The organism is Plantactinospora sp. BB1 (genome assembly GCF_003030385.1).
Taxonomy (GTDB): Bacteria; Actinomycetota; Actinomycetes; order Mycobacteriales; family Micromonosporaceae; genus Plantactinospora.
Genome location: NZ_CP028159.1, coordinates 3751565 through 3771559, shown reverse-complemented (window position 1 = coordinate 3771559; position 19995 = coordinate 3751565). Strand labels below are relative to the sequence as shown.

The following is a 19995-nucleotide window of genomic DNA, read 5'->3' as shown; positions in this document are numbered from 1 at the left end:
CGGGCCGGCTGGGACGGTGGGTGTCGTGGCTACGGCGTCAGGATCGACCTACCAGTTGGCCGGTGGGTCGCTGGCCGGGAAGGACTGCTCCCCCCACTGGTCGACGATGTCAACGGGCCCGCCCGGGGCGACCGGGGCAGGGGTCACCGGGACGCGGTACGGCGCGTCGACGAGCGACGCCGGCACGCGCTGGCCGGATGGGCGTACCCGGTCGACGGGTGCCTGGGGCAGCGGGACGTGTGCTGGGGTAGCGGTGGCCACGGCTCGGCTGGTCATGTCATCTCCGTGTCTTCGATCCGCCGCTGTCGCCGTACGCGGCTACGTTGTGGTCGTACCCGGGACGCCGCAACCGGTGCGACCGGTTGATCGGTATCGGGCCGCCCTGCTGCCATCCGGCGGGTGACCCGTCGGAGGTCGGCGGCTTCGCCGCCGGTGGGACGTCGTCGGCGTCGTAGGTGATCAGGTCGACGACGTCGGTGACGCCGGGAACCATCGCGGTCATCGCGACCGCCGCCATCGCGGTCGTCCTGCGCCGGGTACGGCCGCTGAGGGTGACCCGGCCGTCGTCCACCTCGGCGCGGACGTCATCGGCGGGGATCATCAGGCCGCGCTGGAGCACCCGCTGGGTCACCTCGGCACGGATGACCGCGTCCGGTCGGTCGTGCACCTTCAGCAGGTCGCTGCGGGTGACGATGCCCAGCAACCGGTTCCGGTCGTCGACGACCAGCAGCCGGCCGACCTCCCGGCGACGCATCAGCCGGCCCGCCGCCGCCAGGGACGCGTCGGGCGGGACGGTCACCGGTGGGGCGCTCATCACGTCCACCGCGTCCGTCTCGGGCCAGCGCAGCCGGGGGGACCGCAGGGGCCACCAGCGGCCCCTGGTGTCGTTCCCGGCCTCGTCGGTCCGCACGGTGTCGCGCAGGTCGGTCCAGGACAGCACGCCGGTGACGGTGTCGAATCGGTCGACGACCGGGACGGCGCTGATCTGCCGTTCGGTCAGCACGGACGCGATCTGCGCTACCGGCGCGTCGTCGCGCACCGTGATCACATCGGTGGTCATCACATCGCGTACCCGCCACTGCATGGTGCTCCTCCTGTCCGATCGATCAGGCACCGGAAGCGGTGTCGTCATCAGCAACTCCTGCCGGCGCCCCGCCAGCCGTGGTCGGCCGAGCCTCGCCACCCGGCCCAGGTGCGCCGCCCGGCTCGGGTGGGGCGGAGAAGCCGGTTCCATCGGGTCCGGGCAGTGGAGCCCGGCCCGGCGAGGACCGCACCCGCGCCGCCGTGCGGCTAGGGACCGGGTCGCCGGGGGCTCCGTCGGGTGGACGAGTGTCGTCCCGCAGCGCAAGGCGCGGCGGGCGGAACGGCGCGACAGATACGCACCAACCCAGTACGGCCACGATCGCGACCATCAGCACCCGGTCGAGCACGGCGTACCCGACGGCCAACATCCCCGCCAGCACCGCCGCGGCACCGGCCGCGAGGATCAGGGCGAACCGAAACCTCCCACCCACGAACAGCTCCTTGGATCACGGCGGGCGGCGCTCGCGGGCGTCGCCCACTCCCCGGCGCCTCGGTCCGGGGGCCGTGCCGTGTCTCCATGCTCGCCCGGCTCGACCGGCCCGGACAGGGTCGCGGCGCGCAGACACGATCAGGGTTAACCTGCCGGTGGTCGGCAACGAGACGAGGACGCCGGTACGGCGGTCACCGGACGCCGACCCCTCTCCTGACGGTACGACCGCCCGAAGGCGCAGGTACGTACCGCGCTCGGCCGGCGGGGCCGTCGTCCGGCGGGTACCCTCGGCGGGTGTTCTCGCCCCAAGGCCCGTCTCTGCGCGAACTCTGGGTCCAGGCGATGTCCTCGGTCGAGCGCGGCTACGACCTGCTGGCCCCGAAGTTCGACCACACCCCGTTCCGCACTCCGGAACGGATCCTCGACGCGAGCGCCCACGCGCTGGCCGAACTCGGGCCGTTCGACGACGGGTTGGACGTCTGCTGCGGTACCGGCGCGGGCATGCTGGTGCTCAGGTCCGTCTGCCGAGGTGGGATCACCGGCGTCGACTTCAGCGCCGGCATGCTCGCGCAGGCCCGGATCGCGCATCCGGACGCCTCCTGGGTACGCGCCGACGCCCGGGCGCTGCCCTTCGCCGAGGGCTTCGACCTGGCGGTCAACTTCGGGGCGCTCGGGCACTTCCTGCCCGCCGAACGACCTGCCCTCTTCGAGGGGGTGTACCGGGCACTGCGTCCGGGCGGGCTCTTCACCTTCGCGATCAGCACACCGTCGCCGCCGACCTCGGTCTGGCACTGGGCGACGCTCGGATTCGACCTGGCGATGCGGGTCCGCAACGCCGTGTGGCGTCCCCCGTTCGTCATGTACTACCGCAGCACGCCGCTCCGCGCGCTCCACGACGACCTGACCGCGGCTGGCTTCGTCACGACGGCCGTCCCCCTGGCCGCCCTGGGCCGGCACCGCAACGGCAAGCCCCGGTACCAGCTCTTCCTCGCGCGGAAGCCCGCGGACCCGCGCTGATCCCCGCCGCGCCGCGTGGTGCCGGCTCCGCTCCCCCCGCTCGTGGCGGTCGGCACCGCACCGCACGGGTGATGTTCGGCGCGCCGGACGTCGGGGTAATGGGACAGGCGTTCGAGAAAGAGGAGATGAGCACCGTGACCGATCACAACCCGGAGAAGGACCCCGAGCAGTGGGTGACCGGCGACGAGCCGCCGACCGGACCGCAGGAGTCGTACCTGGCCACCCTGGCCCGCGAGGCTGGCCGGGATGTGCCGGACAACCTGACCAAGGCGGAGGCCTCGCAGCTCATCGACGAGTTGCAGGAGCAGACCGGCCGCCGCGGCCGCTCCTGACCCATCCGCTCGCCGACCCGACCGTGCACCGGAGGTGGGCCTGGACGGGCCGAGCCGCGTCCGGGCCCACCGACCCGGACCACCCCGACGCTTCGCATGGTCGTCACCGCCGCCGGGCAATACGGATCATGAAAAGGTCACGGCAACGGAGGTTCGCTGATGGTCGACAGCATGGTCCGGGCGATGACGTGGAACATCTGGTGGCGGTTCGGACCGCGCTGGCGTGACCGACAGCCGGGCATCCGCGCGACGCTGGAACGGTTTCGCCCCGACGTCGTGGCGCTCCAGGAGGTCTGGGCCGGTGCTGGCACCACCCAGGCGCACGAGCTGGCGGACGCGCTGCGGATGCACGCCGTCTTCGCCGCACCCTCCTACCCGCCCGCGCCGAGGGACCCGGACGCGGCCGACCGGGACGACATCGATCTCGGGATCGCGGTACTGAGCCGGTGGCCGATCCTCGACCACGAGGCACCGGTTATGCCGGCCCGGCACCGCAGCTGGGATCCGGTCGCGCTCAGCGTCCGGGTCGACCACCCTGCCGGCCCGCTGCCCGTTGTGGCGGCCTGCCTCGACTACGGCGTCCCGTACACCGACGACCGCATCGCGCAGGGGGCCTTCGTGGCAGATCTCGCCACCGACCCCCGCTTCGACGGCCCGTGCCCGGTACTGCTGATGGGCGATCTCAACGCGGCCGTCGACTCCCCGGTGCTGCGGCCGGTACGGGACGTGCTGACCGACGCCTGGAGCGCCGGCAACGGAGCCGCCGACGCGGTCACCCTGCCGTCGACCCATCCGTCCGCGCCGTTGGAGGCCGGACCCCAGATGATCGACCAGCGCATCGACCACATCTTCTTCCGCCCCGGCCGCGAGGACCAGCAGGTGCTGGTCGAGGGGGTACGGCTGGCCGGCGAGCCGGTCGAGGGCGTCCATCCCTCCGACCACCGGGCGGTGGTCGCAGACCTGCGCTGGCGCGGCTGATCCAGTCGGGCGGCAGGCACCGGTAACTGCCAGATCAAGATCGAGCCGGAACAATACCAACAGGACGAATGCGTTGGTACTGTGCGGCAGTGTCTCCCCCGCTAGCTGCCGAACGCGCCCCGGCCGGCGCCACCGCGGATCCCCCCGCACCAACCCGTGGCCGGCCACGACGTGAGGCTTCGCTCTCCTGGCTGCTGTTACTGCCGTCGGTCGTGGTCTTCGCGCTGTTCATCTTCTGGCCCCTCGCCCGCACCTTCTACCTCTCCGCGCACGGCAACGACATCTTCGGTGCGCCGAGTGCCTATGTCGGTCTCGACCACTACACCGAGATGCTGTCGGGCGAGTTCGGCGAGGTACTGGCCACGACGGCGCTGTTCACGCTGATCAGCGTGCTGCCCGCGGTGATCGGCGCGCTTGTCGTGGTACTGCTGCTGGAGGCGCGGCTGCGCGGCGTACGGGTGCTGCGGACCGCCTTCGCCCTCCCGTTCGCGTTCTCCGTGGCGACCGCATCGGTGGTCTTCGCCGTCATCTACAACCCGGCGATCGGGATCGCGAACGGCCTGCTCGGAGCGGTCGGGATCGACCGGGTCAACTGGCTCACCGACCCGTCGATCGCGCTGCCCGCCGTCGGTCTGGCCACGGTCTGGATGAACCTCGGCTACAACGTGCTGGTGCTCTCCGCCGGGGTCGCGGCGATCCCGCCCGAGGTGGTGGAGGCGGCTCGGCTCGACGGCGCCACCGGCTGGCGGCTGGCCACCGGCATCACCATCCCGCTGCTCTCCCCGCAACTCTTCTTCCTGGTCGTGGTCTCCACGATCCACGCGTTGCAGAGCTTCGGTCAGATCCACATCCTCACCAAGGGCGGCCCGGACGACGCGACCACCACCCTGGTGTACTCGATCTACGAGCGGGCGTTCGCCTTCGGGGCGTCCGACTTCGGCGGGGCGAGCGCCCAGGCGGTGGTACTGCTGGTGATCATGCTGATCTGCACGGCGATCCAGTTCGGCATCCTGGAGCGGCGGGTGCACTACCGATGAGAAAACCGAACCCCGGCCGGATCGTCGTCTACGTCGTCCTCGGGCTGGCGCTGATCCCGGTGCTCTTCCCGGTCTACTACGCGTTCGCCGGTGCCGTGATGGGCCCCGGTGACCTGGCCAGTTATCCGCCGGCGCTGCTGCCGAGCGCCCTGCACTGGGCGAACTTCGGCGACGTCTTCCGTTCGGTGCCACTGGGCCGGTTCTACCTCAACTCCGCCGTACAGGCCGGCGTGATCACCCTCGCCCAGGTGGTGACCAGCATCCTGGCCGCGTACGCCTTCGCGTTCCTGCGGATGCCGGCGAAGGCCGTGACCTTCGGTCTCTTCCTGGCCACCCTGATGGTGCCGTGGGAAGCGATCATCATCCCGAACTACCTGGCGATCTCGGACTGGGGGTTGACCCGGGGCGGCTTGACCTACCTCGGGCTGGTCCTGCCCTTCCTCGCCTCGGCGTTCGGCACCTTCCTGCTGCGCCAGGCGTTCCTCCAGTTCCCGGCCGAGCTGCGGGACGCGGCGGTGATCGACGGCTGCGGCCACTGGCGGCTGCTGTGGCGGGTGGTCGTACCGCTCTCCAAGCCCTCGATCGCCGCGGTCGGGGTCTACGTCTTCCTCTCCGCCTGGAACCAGTACTTCTGGCCCCTGATCCTGATCCGGGACGCCGAGTTCCAGACCCTCCAGATCGGCATCTCGCAGCTCAACGACGCCGAGGCGGCCCAGCCCGGCCTGGTCCTGGCCGGCGTCGCGCTCTCCCTGCTCCCCACGTTGGCCGTGGTCGTCTTCGGCCAGCGGTACATCGTGCGCGGACTCACCGCCGGCGCACTGCGGTAAGCCCCCGACGAGGACCATCGCATCTCTCAAAAGGAGTAGAAATGGCAAATTCGCGGCTACGCCGGACGGGTGTGGCGGCCGTCGCCCTGCTCGTCGCCACCGCGCTGGTCGGCGGGTGCGGCTCGGGCTCCGACGAGGGCGACTCGGCCGAGGCTCTGAACGCACCGGGCGCCGAGGTGCTCGACAATGCCGACGGCAAGACGACCGTCGAGTTCTGGCACGCCATGAAGGGCGCGAACGCCGCCGCGGTCGACAAGCTGGTCGCCGACTTCAACGCACAGAGCGGCGGCAAGGTCGAGGTCAAACCGGTCTTCCAGGGCAGCTACGACGAGACGATCGCCAAATACAAGGCGTCGGTGCAGCAGAAGAACACCCCGGCCCTGGTCCAGGTCTACGACATCGGCAGCCGGTTCATGGTGGACTCCAAGCAGGTCGTCCCGATGTACAAGTTCATCGAGAAGGACGGCTTCGACACCGCCGACATCGAGCCGAACATCGCCAGCTACTACTCGGTCGAGGGCAAGCTCTGGTCGATGCCGTTCAACTCCTCGACCCCGCTGCTCTATCTGAACAAGGAGGCGTTCGAGCGGGCCCGGCTCGACCCGACCAAGCCGCCGAAGACCCTCGCCGAGATCGGCGAGCTGGCCAAGCAGCTCACCGTCAAGGACAGCAGCGGCAAGACCATCCAGTACGGCTTCGGCGCGGCGATCTACGGCTGGCTGCTCGAACAACTCCTCGCCACCGACGGCAAGGAGTACTGCGACAACGGCAACGGGCGGGACAAGCTCGCGACGAAGGTGCAGTTCGACCAGGCCACCGGCGTGCAGGTGGCGCAGTGGTGGGCCGACCTGGTCCGCAACGGGTACGCGACGAACACCGGCCGGAAGACCGACGACGCCCAGGCCGCCTTCAAGGCCGGTACGGTCGCGATGCACCTCGAATCGACCAGCGTGCTGCGCGGGTACGTCGACGCCGCCAAGGGCCGGTTCACCGTCCTCACCGCGCCGTACCCGAAGGTTTCCGACGCCTCCGCCGGTGGACCGATCATCGGTGGCGCCTCGCTCTGGATCAACGGTGTCGGGCACAGCGACGCCGAGAAGCGCGGAGCCTGGGAGTTCGTGAAGTTCGCCTCCGGGGCGGCCCAGCAGGCCCAGTGGCACACCGGGACCGGCTACGTGCCGATCAACCCGAAGGCCCTGGAGGAGCAGATCGACAAGGACTGGGTGGCCCAGTACCCGCAGTTCCGGACCGCGGTCGACCAGTTGCACGCGCTCCCGCCGTCGGTCGCCTCCGCCGGCTGCCTGCTCGGGGTGATGCCGCAGGCGCGCAAGGCCTCCGAGGACGGCCTGGAGGCCGCGATCGTCGGCGCGAAGCCGGCCGAACAGGCGTTGAAGGACGCCGCGGCGAGCGTCCAGCCGGAGATCGAGAGTTACAACAAGTCGGTCGGCTGAGCTCGTCGGTGGCAGTGACGAGGGCCGGCGGGCGGCCGGCGGGCAGGCCGCGACCTGTCTCGACGGTCGTCCGCCGGCCCACTGCCCCGGCGGCCGCCGATCTCCCGCCCGGTCGTCGGCGGCGGCGGAACCCGCCGACCGGACCTGTCGGGCAGGCGCGGCTGCGGGGGTACGCACGGTAAATTCGGGCTCGGGCGAGTTCGCGGCCTTACCTGTCACGATCGTTCGTGGAGCTGAGATGACCTATTCGGGGTCGATCATCCGGGAGAGCCTGGAGAGACTCGACGTACTGGCCGAGGTCAGCGTCACCAACACCGTCGTCGAAGAGGTGACGGAGGCGCACCGGACGCCGCGGCTCACGGTCTGGACCCGCCACGACATCGAGATCGACGACGAGCGCGTGGACGAGGTGGCGCAGCGGATCAGCGAGGCCATCGACCCGGCTCACCCCGGCAGTTGGTACGTCGACTTCAGGTCACCGGACGCGCACTACGTGATCTTCCGGCACCGGGTGTTCCGGGTCGACCCCTCGACCTCCGGATACGAGCAGGTCAAGGAGTACGGGGCCCGGCTGGGAATTCCCGCCAGCCAGCTCGATTTCGCATAGCGGAGGCGGATGGTGAACGCACCGACCGAACCACCCTGACCGGGCACCCCACGGGGCGGCGGTGGCGATCTGTCTCGACGACGCGTACGCCATCGCGCTGCGGGCCGTCGCCTCGGCGGCCGGGGTGCACCTCACCGTCCGCTCGGCGGAAAGCACCCTCGACGTACTGACGACGGACACCGAGGTGTGGGCCGGATCGTTGGGACTCGACATCGGCGTACGGTCCGGCGGCGCCCGCAGCGCGGCACCACAGCCGAGGCCCTCCGGCCCGGCCTGAGCAGCGTCGACCGGGGCGGGCCGCATCCGGCCTCGGCCCTCAGCTCGACGGGTGGAGCGTGCTTCGCCATCGGCCCGCCGAGTCGGGCCCTGTGCCGTCCGTGGTCGTCCCGTCGGCCGCCCCCGCCACTCCCGAGTCGGCCGAGGGCCGCGCGGTCGCCGGTCACCCGTCCGCGACACGTGACCGGCACGCCGGACAGGATCGGCCACAGCCGGTGCCGCCGCCGGGTTCCGGTAGGTCGAGGGTTCGCCACAGTCGTGAGCTGTCGTACCAGTGGTCGGTGAAGAGCAGCCGCAGTTGCCGGGGCGTGAACGGGGCGGGGAGCCGCCGTTCGGCCTCGTCCAGGCTGATGCTCTCGGCCGGAAGTGGGTTGTTGGCATGGCGGGTGACCAGGTCCCGGACCCGTACCGGGCACGGATCGGTGGCGTGGTAGACCCCGCCGGGCGTCAGCGGGGTGCGGGTGGCGGCGGTGGCGATGACCGTGCCGAGGTGTTCGACCCGGATGGTGGAGAGCCAGGCCCGACCGTCGTCGACCCAGGCGCCCAGCGCGCGTACCAGGTCGAGCAGTGTCGGCAGGAACCAGGTGTCGCCCGGGCCGGTGATGAACATCGGACGGAGCACGACGCCGCCCGCGGCGCGTACCAGCCGTTCGGCGTCGTACCGGGAGCGGCTGGTGGGCGAAACCGGGCGAGGGTCGAGCTGGTCCTCGGTCGGGCCCCGGTGCACCCCGTCGCCGTAGACGGCGGCGGTGCTCAGGGCGAGGATCCGGCGTACCCCGGCGCGACGCGCCTCCGCGAGCAGTGCGGCGGTGCCGTGGTGGTTGACCAACTGACAGGTCTCCTCGTCGCCGCCGATCCGGGCCGCCAGGTGCACGACCGTCTCCACCCCGTCGCAGATGCCGTGCAGCGACGAGGGTTGCCCGAGGTCGGCGGGGACCAGCCGCACGCCGTCGCCGCCCACGATCTCGGGTGTACGGCGGTGCACGAGGAGGCGGACGCGTCGGGCTTGCACCGTGGTGAGCAGTGCCCGCAGCGTGGCGGCGCCGACGAAGCCGGTACTCCCGGTGAGCAGGATGCCGCCACTCACCAGGGCCACCCGACCTCTTGGACCGCGAGGGCCTGGACGATCAGCCCGAGGTAGAACCAGGCCAGGAATCCCCTTGCCGGCGCGGTCGGCCAGACCGGTACGGACCGGGAGAGGAACCGCTCGCCACCGGCCCACAGGAAGCCACCGGCGGAGAGCGGAAACCATGCCGCGAACGCGGCGAGACCCTCCGCCCGCCAGGGCCGGAACATCACCAGGGCGATCGCCGCCGCCCCGAGTGCGGAACCGATCGCCAGGCCCGCGCTGCCGCGTCCGCCGACGACGTTGGAGTAGTAGTTCGGTTCGTCCCGATGGGCCCAACTGGTCTTCCGGGCGAACTCGAAGTGCAGGAAGACGGCGGCGAACATCAGCAGGACCGGTACGGCGTGCCAGGTCGGTTCGGCGTCGGTGCGGATCAACAGGGCCAGCCAGATGTAGCCACTCACCAGCAGTTGACCCGGATAGCTGACCGTCAGGTTGAGGAAGAGCCGCGCGCTGGCCCGGGGCGCCGCGCGTTCCCATCCGACGAGCAGACAGACGTAGCCGAGGTTGAGCAGCGACCAGCCGGCGAGCCAGGGGGAGATCGCCAGGTTGACGGCGACGACGGCCAGTCCGCAGGCCACCGTCGCCGCACGCACCTCGCCGAGCCGTACCGCGCCCCGGGGCAGCGGCCGGTCCGGGTGGTGTTCACGGTCGTACGCCAGGTCCTTCTGCTCGTCGACGATCCGGATGAAGAGCAGCGTCATCAGCACCGACGCGATCTCCACCAGGAGGTACGGGCTGAGCTGCCAACGCCCGATGTTCGGCTGGACCAGCGAGATCGAGCCGTCGAGGGCGAGGACCCAGAGCACCGCGTAGCTGCCGTAGACCCGCACCGGGAAGCGTTCCCGGGCGAAGGAGAGCAGCCGGCCCGCCGCACCTGTCCTGCCCGCCGTCATGTTCTCCGCCATGCCTGCCGTCATGCCTCCTCCAGAAGCGTCACGGTGCCCTCGGCGCCATCGATCTCGATGGGGGCGCCGTCGGGAATCCGGTCCGTCGCGCCGGGCACCGACACAACGGTCGGGATGCCGAACTTGCGGCCGGTGATGGCCGTGTGCGAGAGCATGGTGCCGCGCTCGACCACGATGCCCCGGGCCGACATCATCAGGAAGAGCCATCCGGGATCGGTCTCCCGGGCGATCAGGATCATGTCGTCGCACCCGTCCACCCGGGCGTGCGGGTCCCGGACGACCCGGGCGGTGCCACGGACCCTGCCGCTGCTCGATCCCAGCCCGCGCAACTGCGCCCGCCCGCCGGCACCGTCGCCGTTGACCGGGGTCGGGTCACGACCGGGATCGGGCCAGGTGTCCCGTACCGGCCCCATGGTGGCGAAGTGCATCGGCAGTTCCGGCCCCGAGCGTTCGTACTCGGCCCGGCGCACCGCGACGAGTGCGTCGAGCTGGTCGGTCGACCCCGTACCGTCGAAGTACCCGAAGATTTCGTCCTGGGTCAGGTGCACGACATCGGCCGGATCCGCGAGCACTCCCCGGGCGGCCAGGGCGTCGCCCAGCGCCGAGAAGGTGCGTTTGGCGTAGCCGAACAACTCGCTGCGGGAGTAGCGGGAGTCCTCCCGGTACCGGATGTAGCGCCGCTGGCGGGCCAGCAGCACCGCGAGGATCAACCGCCGGGGCGAGCCGGTTCCGAGGAGTTCGGCGAGCCGGCGGTCGCCCCGGTCGCGGGCGGCGCGCTCGGCGTCCCGCAGCCCGGCGACCGTCATGCTCTGCTCGGCGTACGACCGGATGACCCGGACCAGTTGCTCGGGCCGCTGCCGGGGGTTGGCCTGCTCCAGCTTCAGTTCGTGCAGTCCCCGGTCGCCGTAGCGCTCGACGTGCTCGTGCAGCCGGAGCGCGAGCGCGTCACCGTACGCGCCGCCCGCCATCGCATGCCAGACCTCGTCGTCCGGGCCACGGGCGACCGCCGCCGCCAACCGGGGGTCCGCCCGGACCCGCTCGGCGATGTCGACAATGGACATGAGCGCCCGGATGCTCTGGTTCTCCTCGTCACCGCAGAGCAGGTCGCTGAGCAGTCCGGGGTCGGCGTCCGGCAACCAGCGCGCGAAGAGCGCCGTGGTCGCACCGGCGGTGCTGGTCAGCAGGAGGTCGTTGACCAGCGTCCGGCCCCAGTGCCGGCCCACCTCCGCCCAGACGTGGTGGAAGTCGTCGATCAGTCCGAGCGGGTCGGTCGAGTCGAGTGGGCAGCCCCGGCGCGGCCCGGCGACCCCGGCCCACCAGCGCCCGAAGTCGCGCATCGCCCGGTCGTGGGTCACCGCCAGTCCGGCCAGCCGCAGTCCGGCCAGCACCGACCGGTAGATGCCGGTCGGGGTACCCGGAAGCCGGTCGCGCCGGGCGTCCGGCGCCGTCCGCTCCAGGCCCATCATCCGCTCCCAGGCGGCCCGCCAGAGGGGAAAGAGCGCGGTGCCGCGGTGCAGGCGGTACCAGGCGGAGAGCGAGTAGTAGATCCGGCCCCGCAGCCGCCCGATCATGCGGTCGAGATCGGGCTCGCGGCGGCGAAGCTCGGCGGCGCTCATCCCGAACCGGCGGTAGAGATCGGTGAAGATGGCCCGGTAGAACCGCTGCGCGAAGGAGTACGTGAGGACCGTGCTGACCCCGGGAAAGCTCTCGGTGATGTTCGCGTTGCTCCAGAGTCGCTGCCGCGCCCAGTCGAGCACGATCGGCCGGCTCTGCAACACGTGCACCCGCCCGTCCGCGGTGATGGTCCCTTCGATGTCCTGTGGTACGCCGAAGAGGTCTTCGATGCGGTGGCCCAGCCGGACCAGTTCGGTCAGCCGCGACCCGCGCAGCACCGGGCCGGGTGCCTCGGCGCGCTCGGCGACGTGCGACCGGACCTCGCCGGTGGCCCGGTCGACGAAGTAGTGGTCGACCGGCACCTTCTCCTGGACGATCCCCTCGCCGATGCCATGTCCCGCCGCGATGACGGTGTCCCGGCTGCCGAGGCGGGGGTCGGCGGTGAAGAGCACGAACGACCGCTCCCCGAACACCATGCGCTGGACACCCACCGCCATCGCCACCGCCGGTCGACCGGTGTCGGCGGGTGCGGCCCGACCGCCGGCCACGGCGTGCCGGTACAGCAGGCTCTCCGGGTTGAAGGCGGACGCCCAGCAGTGCCGGACCCGCTCCAGCAGCCGGTCCCGGGTCACGTAGAGGAAGCTGTCGCTGAGCCCGGCGAACGCGTCGTCGGTGGAGTCCTCGCTGTCGCCGGGAGCTGCTCCGACCGCCGACGCCCGGACCGCGACGACCGCGTCCGGGCCGAAGGTGGTGTCGAAGGTGCGCAGTGTCGCGGCGGCGAGGTCGGCGGGGATGGTGGCGTCGGCGACCAGGCTCCGCAGTGCGGCGGCGTGCTCGGCCAGGCTGGCCGGGTCGGAGTAGTCGATCCGGCCCAGCCGGTCGGCGATCTCCGGCTGGTGGGGACGCAGGATCTCGGTGTAGCAGCGGGTGGAGAGGCAGAAGAACGGCGGGACGGGCAGGCCCGCTGCGGCCATCTCGGCCTGGCGGGCGAACTTCGGTCCGACGGCGGCCACGGCCCGCAGGTGCCGTCCGGTGACGATCCGGCGCATCGGCCTCACCACACGAACGGCACGAGGCGGCGCAACCCGGTCGCGTACCCCGCGTATTCGGTGGTGTCGAGGAGGAGCCGCTCCTCGACCAGGATCCGCACCACCACCGCCGGTGCCAGGAGTACGACCAGGGCGGCGGCGCTGGCGTTGTTGAGGAAGAACAGCACGAAGGCCAGGTGCGCCAACAGCATTCCGGCGTACGCGGGGTGCCGGACGAGCCGGTACGGGCCGGTGCGCACGATCTGGTGGTCGGTGACGGTGCGGACCTTGTGGCTGTAGAAGCGGCCGAGCGTCCGGATCGCCCACAGCCGGAGCGCGACACCGCCGACGAAGGGCACCAGCAGCAGGGGCATCCAGGGCCGGTACGAGTCCCAGCTGGGCGAGATCAGCAGCGCCGCCAGCACGAGGACGACCCGGGCGAGCCCGTAGAGCAGCACGGTGCCCCGGTCGGTCGTCCGGGGGTCCTCCCGGGCGCTGCGTACCGTGACGTGCGCCTCCAGGACCAGCCAGACCAGGTAGCCCGCCAGGAAGAACACGGCCACCCGGTACTGCGGCGACGACCACCGGGTGAGCGCGTGCACCAGGGCCAGGCTGGTGGTGAGGCCGATGACGCCGAGTGCGATGACCGGAAAGCGGCGTAGGACGCCGGTCATCGGACGACCTCGGCCGGTGCCCGGAGGATGTCGTCGAGAAGCTCGTTCGCCATCCGCTTCTCGATCGCGGTGAACGAGGTCGCGTTCATCGCGCTGAACGTCATCGTGCACTGGGCCGCGCGGGCGCCGTTCTGCACGATGTCGACGCTGACGTCGAACCGTAGGCGGTCCGGTCGCCGGGCGTCCAGCCGGTCGACCGTGTAGAGCACCGTGGCGTCGACCGGGAAGAGGAACCGGTCGAACCGGGTGGTCCAGGAGTGCAGCAGGTACTGCAGACCCGGGCCGGACCGCTCGGCGGCGTAGAACCCCTCGGTCACGGCGAGGATCATCTGCCGGGCGGCCTCGTTGATCACCATCCCGGAGACGTGCCAGCCGCTGACGTGGTCGAGCACCAGCTCGTTGTCCACGTCGATGGCCAGCCGGGCCCGGAACCGCTCCGGCTCGATCCGTTCCACGTCGGCGAGCAGGACGTTCTCCTGTCGCCGCTTGTGCACCCGGGACGGGTGCACAACGTCCCGCTGCCGGTCCGGGATGGTGATCCAGCCGGTGAGGCCGCGCCGGGACAGCTCCTGCTCGATCCGCTCCCGGGCGGTGCCGTCGAGACACTGCCCGAGGATGATCTGTCGTCGCTCCTGCGGGTCGTCGTATCGGCCGCCGCGAAGTTCGGCGAGGAACTGGGACAGTCCACGGACGTCGGGACGGTTGGTCGAGGTGGCGAAGCGGTCGCCGACCACCAGCATGCGCTGCATAGGATTCCCCCTGATCTGTCTGGAGCGCAGAGGATCCGCCAGCCGGTGCGGAGAGCGTCGTGGCCGGTGTCTTGACAGGTGTCCTGGGTGCGTGCCTCCGCCGGCCGCAGCCTCGGCTCGTTGCTGGCGCGGGCACGCCGCACCGCCGCCTCCGAGGTCCATGGCGTCTGCGACTGATAGTAGTCGATCTGTGACGAGGCGTCGAGTGTGGACGGTGGCCCGAAGCCGGACGTACCGGAGCGGCCGGTCGTCGCCGCACCGCACACCCACCGCCCGCCCGGCTCCGAGCAACGCCCGCCGCGACGACGGCTGTCGATAGAATTCGGGCCCATGGAGGGATCCCTCGTACCCGGTGAGATCGGTTCGTCACTGCACGGCGTCAGAACCGGCGAGCGTACGGTGGCGTTGACCTTCGACGACGGGCCGCGCAGCGGTGACACCGACCCGGTTCTCGCTCAGCTCGCACACGCCGGCGCGTACGCGACCTTCTTCACCCTCCTCGTCCGCGTCCGCCGCGAACGGCTGCTCCTCGCCGAGATCGTCGCCGCCGGGCACGAGGTCGCGCTGCACGGCTTCGACCACCGTCGGCTCACCCGCACCGACCCGGCGGTGGTGCCGGCGCTGCTCCGCGACGCCCGCGCCGAGCTGGAGGACCTCACCGGGCTACCGGTCCGGTTCTTCCGCCCTCCCTACGGCGCGCAGAACGCCCTGGTCTGGCAGGCGACCGTGGATGCCGGGCTGGTCCCGGTGGTGTGGCAGCGGGAGTGCCGCGACTGGGACACGGTCGCCCCCGACCTGGCGTTCGCGGAACTCGACCACCTCGAACCCGGCATGGTCGTGCTCGCGCACGACACCGTCGCGCTCCCGGACGACGGCGCCGAGCCCTTCGACCCGCCGGCCGTCGACCGGGGCGCGGTCACCGCCGCCATCCTGTCCCGGATCGGCGCGCAGGATCTGGTCCCGACGTCGCTCGGACGCGCGCTGAGCACCGGCACCCCGGACTGGCGCGTCTGGCTCGACACGTCGGCTGCCGCAGCGCTCCCGCTGGCTCCCGTCGGCGAGGCCGAATAGGCCGACCCGGGTCCGGGAATCCGGGCGCCACGTCCGAGGTACGCCGACGGCGGCGTCGACGGCCCGTACGCCCGAGGCTAGCCGAGCCCCGTCCGCGACCCCGCCGTCGCCGTCTCGGTCGAGCCCGCCGCGAACGCCGCGCCCAGATCGCCGGTACGCATCGCCGGGACGAGCCGCCGCAGGGCGTCCACGGTCATCGGCGTCGGGTTGTTCGCGCGCGGGTACTCCGCGGCACACCGCTGCGCGATCCGGTCGTCCGCCTCCGCGCCGATGCCCAGCTCCGCGAGGGTGCCCGGCAGTTCCAGCCGACCGAGCAGGGCCCGGACCGCCTCCGCCGCGTCGAGCAAATCGTCGCCGCGTCCCGAGCTGAGGGCCCGGGCGAGGGTACGGGCACAGTCCGGTTCCAGTCCACCGGCGTTGAACGCGATGCAGTACGGCAACGCCAGCCCCGACGAGACGCCGTGCGGTACGGACCGCTCGTGCGCGACGCAGTACGCGAGCGAGTGCCCCAGCAGCACACCCGCGTTGAGCGCCTGGCCCGACAGGTGCGACGCCCAGAGGCAGGCGGCCCGGGCCTCGACGTCACCGTGGCAGGCCGCCTCCAGGTTGCCGACCAGCAGGGCGATCGCCGCCCTGGCATGGTGCACCGTCATCGGCGAGCGGTCGGTGGACATCAGCGACTCGGCCGCGTGCGACAGCGCGTCCATCCCGGTGATCGCGACGATCCGTCCGGGCAGCCCGTCGAGCAGGGCCGGGTCGAGCACGACGGCCGTGCCGACGTACCCGGGGGTGGCCGAGATGCGTTTCGCCCCGGCCACCGTCACCATCGCGGCCCGGGTCGCCTCGGAGCCCGTACCGCAGGTCGTCGGCACCATGACGAGCGGGGCGACGCCGCCGGGCGGCGCGACCGGGCCGAGCCAGTCGGCGGCGCCGCCGTCGTTGCGCAACAGCAGCGCGACCATCTTGGCGGCGTCCAGCACGGAGCCGCCGCCGACCGCGACGACGACGTCCGCGCGGACCTCCCGGGCCCGCGCCGCCGCCCGGTCGATGCGGTCGTCGTCCGGTTCGGCGCCGAAACCGCCGACGACCGTCACCCGGTACCCGGCGTTCAGCGCGTCCAGCATCGACCCGAGTAGTCCGGCGCCCGCGACGACGTCGTCGACCGCGACGAGCACCGAGGCGCCGTCGGGCAGGTGCAGCCGGGACGACAGCACCCGGGCGACCAGGGCCGAGCTGCCCCGGCCGCTGACCACCGTGGCCGGCGAGACGAACTCGGCGGTCGCGCCGCTCGCCGGTAGGAACACCGTCTCCATCAGGACTCCCCCAGTTCACCGGATCCGGCCGGTACGGCCCGGTCCGCCTCCGCCCGGACGCGGGGTTCCCGCGCCGGATCCGCCGCCCAGGGAACCGGCGGCTGCGGCCGACGGGCTCCCGAGTACAGGTCGCCGATGCTGTCCCGGTCGATGGCGCTGGTCGGGCCGTGCCAGACGATCCGCCCGCCGTTCAACACGTGCAGGTACGAGCAGGTGCGCTCGACGACCGAGAAGTTCTGTTCGACGAGCAGGACGGTGATGCCGCGCTCGTTCAGGGTGCGGATCGCCGCCACCAGCTCGGAGATGAGCTTCGGCGACAGCCCGGCCGTGGGCTCGTCGAGCAGCAGTACGTCGCAGGTCGCCATCAGCCCTCGGGAGACCGCGAGCATCTGGCGCTGGCCGCCGGAGAGGTTGCCCGCCGGGTCGCCGAGCCGGTCCGCCAGTACCGGGAAGATCTCCAGCACCGACTCCCGTGCCTGGTCGTACGGGGTGGCCCGCCGGCCGGTGAGCCAGGATAGCCGCAGGTTCTCGGCGACCGACAGCTCCAGGACGGCGGCCCGCTCCTGTGGCACCATCGCCAGGCCGAGCCGGCGCCGCCGGGCCGGGGAGAGCCGGCTGGCGACCTGTCCGCCGATCGACACCTCGCCGGTGGTCCGGACGAAACCGGCGGCGGCCAGCAACAGGGTCGACTTCCCGGCCCCGTTCGGGCCCAGCACCCCGACCGCGCTGCCCCGCTCGACCCGGAGCGAGACGTCCTTCGCGGCGGCCACCGCGCCGTGGTAGGCGGAGAAGCCGGTCAGCTCCAGCGCCGCCGGTTGCCGGGTCGGATCGTCACTCATCGCGCCACCTCACCCAGGTACCGTTCGCGGACCTCGTGCGAGTCCAGGACCGTGGCCGCGTCCCCACGGGCGAACTCGGCCCCCTGGTCCATCGCCACCACGGTGTCGGCCAGCGACCGGACCAGTTCGAGGTTGTGCTCCACCAGCAGCGCGGCGACCGAGGCGGACCTCAGTTTGTCGATCTCGGCCGCCAGCCGCTGCTGCTCCACCGAGGAGAGTCCGGCGAACGGCTCGTCGAGCAGCAGCACCCGGGCGCCGGAGACCATCGCCCGGGCGATCTCGACGAGGCGCTGCTCGCCGAGGCTGAGTTCGCCCGGACTGTCCTGGGCGAGCCGGTCGAGCCCGAGCGCCGCGAGTGCGGTGACCGCCCGGTCGCGCCGCTCCCGGGCGCCCCGGGACAGCCCCGGCCCGCCGAGCAGCTCGAACCAGCGGCGGCGCACGTCGCCGGCGACCGAGCCCATCGCGACGTTCTGCCAGACCGTCAGCTCCGGGATCAGCCGAGGCGTCTGGAAGGTACGCACGATGCCGAGCCGGCTGCGCTGCGGCGGCGACAGTCGGGTCAGGTCGACGACGTCGTCGCCGTACCGGACGGAGAGCGCCGCCACCGTGACCGGCACGAACCCGGAGAGGCCGTTGATCGCGGTGCTCTTCCCGGCGCCGTTCGGCCCGATCAGGGCCAGGATCTCGCCGCCGGTGACGTCGAGGCTGAGCCGCGCGACCGCGACGACGCCGCCGAACCGCACGGTCATCTCGCGTACGGAGAGTCGAACGGTGTTCATCCGGTGCTTCCTCTCAGCGCGTGGATCCGCCCGCCGACCCAGGTCACGAGCTGGCTGAGCCCGCGCGGCATGAACAGTGCCACGAAGGCGAGCGCGACGCCGTAGAAGACCAGCCGGTATTCGGCCAGCGGCCGGAGCAGCTCGGGCAGGGTCACCACGACCACCGCACCGAGCACCGGCGCCCAGCGCCAGCCCCGGCCGCCGATGATGGCGATCGCGATCAGCCGGATGGAGGTCTCCAGCGACATCTGGTCCGGCCCGATGTAGTGCACGAGCTGGGCGAGGAACGCGCCCGCGATGGTGACCGGCACCGAGCTGATCATGAAGGCGAGGAGTCGTATCCAGGCCACCGAGAGGCCGAGCGACTGGGACGCGGGTACGTCGAACCGGGTGGCCAGCATCGCGGCCCCGAGCGGTGACTCCCGCAGGCTGCTCTGTAGGTAGTACGCGACGGCGAGCACCAGGCCGGACATCACCAGTACCTGCCCCGGACCGGCGAATCCCGGTACGGCGATCTGCTGGATGCCGCTGATCCCGGCGTACCCGCCGGTGAGCGGGGTCGCGTTCTGCACCACGACGACCGACAGCAGGCCGATGGCCAGGGTCGTGATGCCGAAGTAGTAGCCGACGACCCGCAACGTGACCAGCACGATCAGCGCCGCCACCACCAGCGAGACGAGGATCGGGACCAGCACCGCCAGCGCCGGCGAACCGGACTCGGTCAGCCTCGCCCAGCCGTACGCGCCGATGGCGAAGAAGACGACGTGGCCGAGCGAGACCAGTCCGGTGTACCCGACGAGGATGTTCAACCCGACGCCGGCCAGGGCGAAGATCGCGGTCATCGCCGCGATCTGGGCCTCGTGCGGGCCCAGCACCGCCGCGAGCGCGACCGCACCGGCCGCGATCGCCGCCGCCTCGCCGAGGTGCACGCCCTGCCGGGTCGCCCGTGCCGCACCGCGTGCCGCCGCCATCAGACCACCCTCGCCTTGACGCCCCGGCCGGCCAGGATGCCCTGCGGCAGCACCAGCAGCACGGCCATGATGATCAGCGGCGCGATCGCCTGCCGGGCGGCGGTGTTGAGATATCCCGCCGCGTAGTTCTCGGCGAGGCCGATGATCACGCCACCCACGACGGCGCCGTACGGGTGCCGGAGCCCACCGATCATCGCGGCGGCGAAGCCGCTGATCGTCAGCGCCACACCCATGCTGGCGCTGACCAGCAGCACGGTGCCCAGCAGTACGCCCGCGAACACCCCGACGATGCCGGCGAAGACCCAGCCGACCACCGTCAGGCGGGCGACCTGCACCCCCGACAGCCGCGCGGCGTCCACGTCGGCCGACATCGCGCGCATCTGCAACCCGATGTCGGTCTTCCGGTAGAAGACGAAGAAGGCGGCCATCAGCAGCCCGGCGGCGAGCAGGATCGCGAAGTAGTCGAACGAGATGCTGAACGACTCCAGCCTGACCGCCTGGGCGGTGACCGGGCTCGCCAGCCGGTACGTCTCGGAGCCGAGCACGTTGTTCGCGAGGTTCGCCAGTACCGTCGAGACGCCGATCGTGCCGACGATGATCAGGTCGATGTCCCGACGCCGGGCCATCGCCGGCCGGACGAAGAGCAGCCCCAGCAGCACGCTGGCGACCAGCACCACCGCGACCGCCTCCAGGAAGCCGCTCAGGTATCCCCCACCGGCGGTGGTGCGGACGGCGACGAAGAGCGCGGCGAGCATGACGATGTCACCCTGGGCGAAGTTCAGCACGCCGGTGCCGTTGAACAGCGTCGAGATGCCGAGTGCCACCAGCGCGTAGCCGCAGCCGATGCAGAGCCCGATGATCGTGAAATAAAGTAGCTCAGTCATC

21 protein-coding genes are annotated in these 19995 nt (G+C 71.7%); 9 read left to right on the top strand and 12 right to left on the bottom strand.

The window, feature by feature from the left end; genetic code table 11:
• Positions 1 to 48: 48 nt before the first annotated feature.
• Both C6W10_RS37345 and C6W10_RS16520 read right to left on the bottom strand, forming a co-directional pair.
• On the bottom strand, positions 49 to 276 hold the full coding sequence (locus C6W10_RS37345; RefSeq protein WP_159104611.1) for a hypothetical protein: 228 nt from the start codon (positions 274 to 276) through the stop codon (positions 49 to 51).
• A 1-nt stretch (position 277) separates the two neighbouring features.
• Positions 278 to 1132 carry a CBS domain-containing protein gene (locus C6W10_RS16520; RefSeq protein ID WP_159104610.1) on the bottom strand — a complete coding sequence of 285 codons (855 nt, stop codon included), beginning with the start codon at positions 1130 to 1132 and terminating at the stop codon, positions 278 to 280.
• Between the two features lie 675 nt (positions 1133 to 1807).
• Between C6W10_RS16520 and C6W10_RS16515 the strand changes: the two genes are divergently transcribed.
• From C6W10_RS16515 to C6W10_RS16480, 8 genes are all read left to right on the top strand, one after another.
• Entirely contained in the window at positions 1808 to 2530 is a 723-nt protein-coding gene (locus C6W10_RS16515) for a class I SAM-dependent methyltransferase (protein ID WP_107258847.1), read from the top strand.
• 125 nt (positions 2531 to 2655) lie between these two features.
• Positions 2656 to 2862 (top strand): DUF3072 domain-containing protein, encoded by a 207-nt coding sequence (locus tag C6W10_RS16510; protein ID WP_107263996.1) that lies wholly within the window; start codon positions 2656 to 2658, stop codon positions 2860 to 2862.
• A gap of 159 nt (positions 2863 to 3021) precedes the next feature.
• Positions 3022 to 3840 carry an endonuclease/exonuclease/phosphatase family protein gene (locus C6W10_RS16505; RefSeq protein WP_107258846.1) on the top strand — a complete coding sequence of 273 codons (819 nt, stop codon included), beginning with the start codon at positions 3022 to 3024 and terminating at the stop codon, positions 3838 to 3840.
• A gap of 212 nt (positions 3841 to 4052) precedes the next feature.
• Entirely contained in the window at positions 4053 to 4877 is an 825-nt protein-coding gene (locus tag C6W10_RS16500) for a carbohydrate ABC transporter permease (protein WP_199853037.1), read from the top strand.
• Positions 4874 to 5704 (top strand): carbohydrate ABC transporter permease, encoded by an 831-nt coding sequence (locus tag C6W10_RS16495; RefSeq protein WP_107258844.1) that lies wholly within the window; start codon positions 4874 to 4876, stop codon positions 5702 to 5704. Before C6W10_RS16500 ends, C6W10_RS16495 begins: the two co-directional genes overlap by 4 nt.
• A gap of 41 nt (positions 5705 to 5745) precedes the next feature.
• Positions 5746 to 7155 carry an ABC transporter substrate-binding protein gene (locus tag C6W10_RS16490; protein WP_107258843.1) on the top strand — a complete coding sequence of 470 codons (1410 nt, stop codon included), beginning with the start codon at positions 5746 to 5748 and terminating at the stop codon, positions 7153 to 7155.
• 238 nt (positions 7156 to 7393) lie between these two features.
• Positions 7394 to 7762: a hypothetical protein gene (locus C6W10_RS16485; protein WP_107258842.1), complete on the top strand. Its 369-nt coding sequence runs from the start codon at positions 7394 to 7396 to the stop codon at positions 7760 to 7762.
• A gap of 61 nt (positions 7763 to 7823) precedes the next feature.
• On the top strand, positions 7824 to 8039 hold the full coding sequence (locus C6W10_RS16480; RefSeq protein WP_107258841.1) for a hypothetical protein: 216 nt from the start codon (positions 7824 to 7826) through the stop codon (positions 8037 to 8039).
• 162 nt (positions 8040 to 8201) lie between these two features.
• On the opposite strand, the gene C6W10_RS37340 is transcribed toward C6W10_RS16480, so the two are convergent.
• From C6W10_RS37340 to C6W10_RS16460, 5 genes are read right to left on the bottom strand one after another with little or no spacing between them, the layout of a single operon-like run.
• Entirely contained in the window at positions 8202 to 9134 is a 933-nt protein-coding gene (locus tag C6W10_RS37340; RefSeq protein ID WP_159104609.1) for an NAD(P)-dependent oxidoreductase, read from the bottom strand.
• Positions 9122 to 10084: a hypothetical protein gene (locus tag C6W10_RS37335; protein ID WP_159104608.1), complete on the bottom strand. Its 963-nt coding sequence runs from the start codon at positions 10082 to 10084 to the stop codon at positions 9122 to 9124. The genes C6W10_RS37340 and C6W10_RS37335 overlap by 13 nt, the downstream gene beginning before the upstream one ends.
• Entirely contained in the window at positions 10081 to 12735 is a 2655-nt protein-coding gene (locus tag C6W10_RS16470; protein WP_107258840.1) for a PEP/pyruvate-binding domain-containing protein, read from the bottom strand. The genes C6W10_RS37335 and C6W10_RS16470 overlap by 4 nt, the downstream gene beginning before the upstream one ends.
• Before the next feature lie 5 nt (positions 12736 to 12740).
• A complete protein-coding gene (locus C6W10_RS16465; protein WP_107258839.1) occupies positions 12741 to 13388 on the bottom strand; it encodes an isoprenylcysteine carboxylmethyltransferase family protein in 648 nt (215 codons plus the stop codon).
• Positions 13385 to 14137, bottom strand: a complete 753-nt coding sequence (locus tag C6W10_RS16460; protein WP_159104607.1) for an AfsA-related hotdog domain-containing protein — start codon at positions 14135 to 14137, stop codon at positions 13385 to 13387. The genes C6W10_RS16465 and C6W10_RS16460 overlap by 4 nt, the downstream gene beginning before the upstream one ends.
• A gap of 330 nt (positions 14138 to 14467) precedes the next feature.
• Between C6W10_RS16460 and C6W10_RS16455 the strand changes: the two genes are divergently transcribed.
• On the top strand, positions 14468 to 15208 hold the full coding sequence (locus tag C6W10_RS16455) for a polysaccharide deacetylase family protein (protein WP_107258837.1): 741 nt from the start codon (positions 14468 to 14470) through the stop codon (positions 15206 to 15208).
• A gap of 77 nt (positions 15209 to 15285) precedes the next feature.
• Here the strand turns inward: C6W10_RS16455 and C6W10_RS16450 are convergent, their stop codons facing one another.
• Genes C6W10_RS16450 through C6W10_RS16430 form a run of 5 tightly spaced genes read right to left on the bottom strand, consistent with a single transcriptional unit; the run spans position 15286 to position 19994 of the window.
• Positions 15286 to 16521 (bottom strand): iron-containing alcohol dehydrogenase family protein, encoded by a 1236-nt coding sequence (locus C6W10_RS16450; RefSeq protein ID WP_107258836.1) that lies wholly within the window; start codon positions 16519 to 16521, stop codon positions 15286 to 15288.
• Positions 16521 to 17360, bottom strand: coding sequence for an ABC transporter ATP-binding protein (locus C6W10_RS16445; RefSeq protein ID WP_107258835.1), 840 nt, complete (start codon positions 17358 to 17360; stop codon positions 16521 to 16523). The genes C6W10_RS16450 and C6W10_RS16445 overlap by 1 nt, the downstream gene beginning before the upstream one ends.
• On the bottom strand, positions 17357 to 18139 hold the full coding sequence (locus C6W10_RS16440; RefSeq protein ID WP_107258834.1) for an ABC transporter ATP-binding protein: 783 nt from the start codon (positions 18137 to 18139) through the stop codon (positions 17357 to 17359). The genes C6W10_RS16445 and C6W10_RS16440 overlap by 4 nt, the downstream gene beginning before the upstream one ends.
• A complete protein-coding gene (locus tag C6W10_RS16435) occupies positions 18136 to 19110 on the bottom strand; it encodes a branched-chain amino acid ABC transporter permease (protein WP_107258833.1) in 975 nt (324 codons plus the stop codon). Before C6W10_RS16435 ends, C6W10_RS16440 begins: the two co-directional genes overlap by 4 nt.
• Positions 19110 to 19994 (bottom strand): branched-chain amino acid ABC transporter permease, encoded by an 885-nt coding sequence (locus C6W10_RS16430; protein ID WP_107258832.1) that lies wholly within the window; start codon positions 19992 to 19994, stop codon positions 19110 to 19112. The genes C6W10_RS16435 and C6W10_RS16430 overlap by 1 nt, the downstream gene beginning before the upstream one ends.
• Position 19995: the final 1 nt, after the last annotated feature.

Coding starts and splice junctions, on each gene's coding strand:
- C6W10_RS16490 (WP_107258843.1), top strand. CDS start 5,746: ATGGCAAATTCGCGGCTACGCCGGACGGGTGTGGCGGCCGTCGCCCTG.
- C6W10_RS37345 (WP_159104611.1), bottom strand. CDS start 276: ATGACCAGCCGAGCCGTGGCCACCGCTACCCCAGCACACGTCCCGCTG.
- C6W10_RS16510 (WP_107263996.1), top strand. CDS start 2,656: ATGAGCACCGTGACCGATCACAACCCGGAGAAGGACCCCGAGCAGTGG.
- C6W10_RS16445 (WP_107258835.1), bottom strand. CDS start 17,360: ATGAGTGACGATCCGACCCGGCAACCGGCGGCGCTGGAGCTGACCGGC.
- C6W10_RS16435 (WP_107258833.1), bottom strand. CDS start 19,110: ATGGCGGCGGCACGCGGTGCGGCACGGGCGACCCGGCAGGGCGTGCAC.
- C6W10_RS16495 (WP_107258844.1), top strand. CDS start 4,874: ATGAGAAAACCGAACCCCGGCCGGATCGTCGTCTACGTCGTCCTCGGG.
- C6W10_RS16520 (WP_159104610.1), bottom strand. CDS start 1,132: ATGACGACACCGCTTCCGGTGCCTGATCGATCGGACAGGAGGAGCACC.
- C6W10_RS16430 (WP_107258832.1), bottom strand. CDS start 19,994: ATGACTGAGCTACTTTATTTCACGATCATCGGGCTCTGCATCGGCTGC.
- C6W10_RS16460 (WP_159104607.1), bottom strand. CDS start 14,137: ATGCAGCGCATGCTGGTGGTCGGCGACCGCTTCGCCACCTCGACCAAC.
- C6W10_RS16450 (WP_107258836.1), bottom strand. CDS start 16,521: ATGGAGACGGTGTTCCTACCGGCGAGCGGCGCGACCGCCGAGTTCGTC.
- C6W10_RS16455 (WP_107258837.1), top strand. CDS start 14,468: ATGGAGGGATCCCTCGTACCCGGTGAGATCGGTTCGTCACTGCACGGC.
- C6W10_RS16485 (WP_107258842.1), top strand. CDS start 7,394: ATGACCTATTCGGGGTCGATCATCCGGGAGAGCCTGGAGAGACTCGAC.
- C6W10_RS16470 (WP_107258840.1), bottom strand. CDS start 12,735: ATGCGCCGGATCGTCACCGGACGGCACCTGCGGGCCGTGGCCGCCGTC.
- C6W10_RS16465 (WP_107258839.1), bottom strand. CDS start 13,388: ATGACCGGCGTCCTACGCCGCTTTCCGGTCATCGCACTCGGCGTCATC.
- C6W10_RS16505 (WP_107258846.1), top strand. CDS start 3,022: ATGGTCGACAGCATGGTCCGGGCGATGACGTGGAACATCTGGTGGCGG.
- C6W10_RS37335 (WP_159104608.1), bottom strand. CDS start 10,084: ATGACGGCAGGCATGGCGGAGAACATGACGGCGGGCAGGACAGGTGCG.
- C6W10_RS16440 (WP_107258834.1), bottom strand. CDS start 18,139: ATGAACACCGTTCGACTCTCCGTACGCGAGATGACCGTGCGGTTCGGC.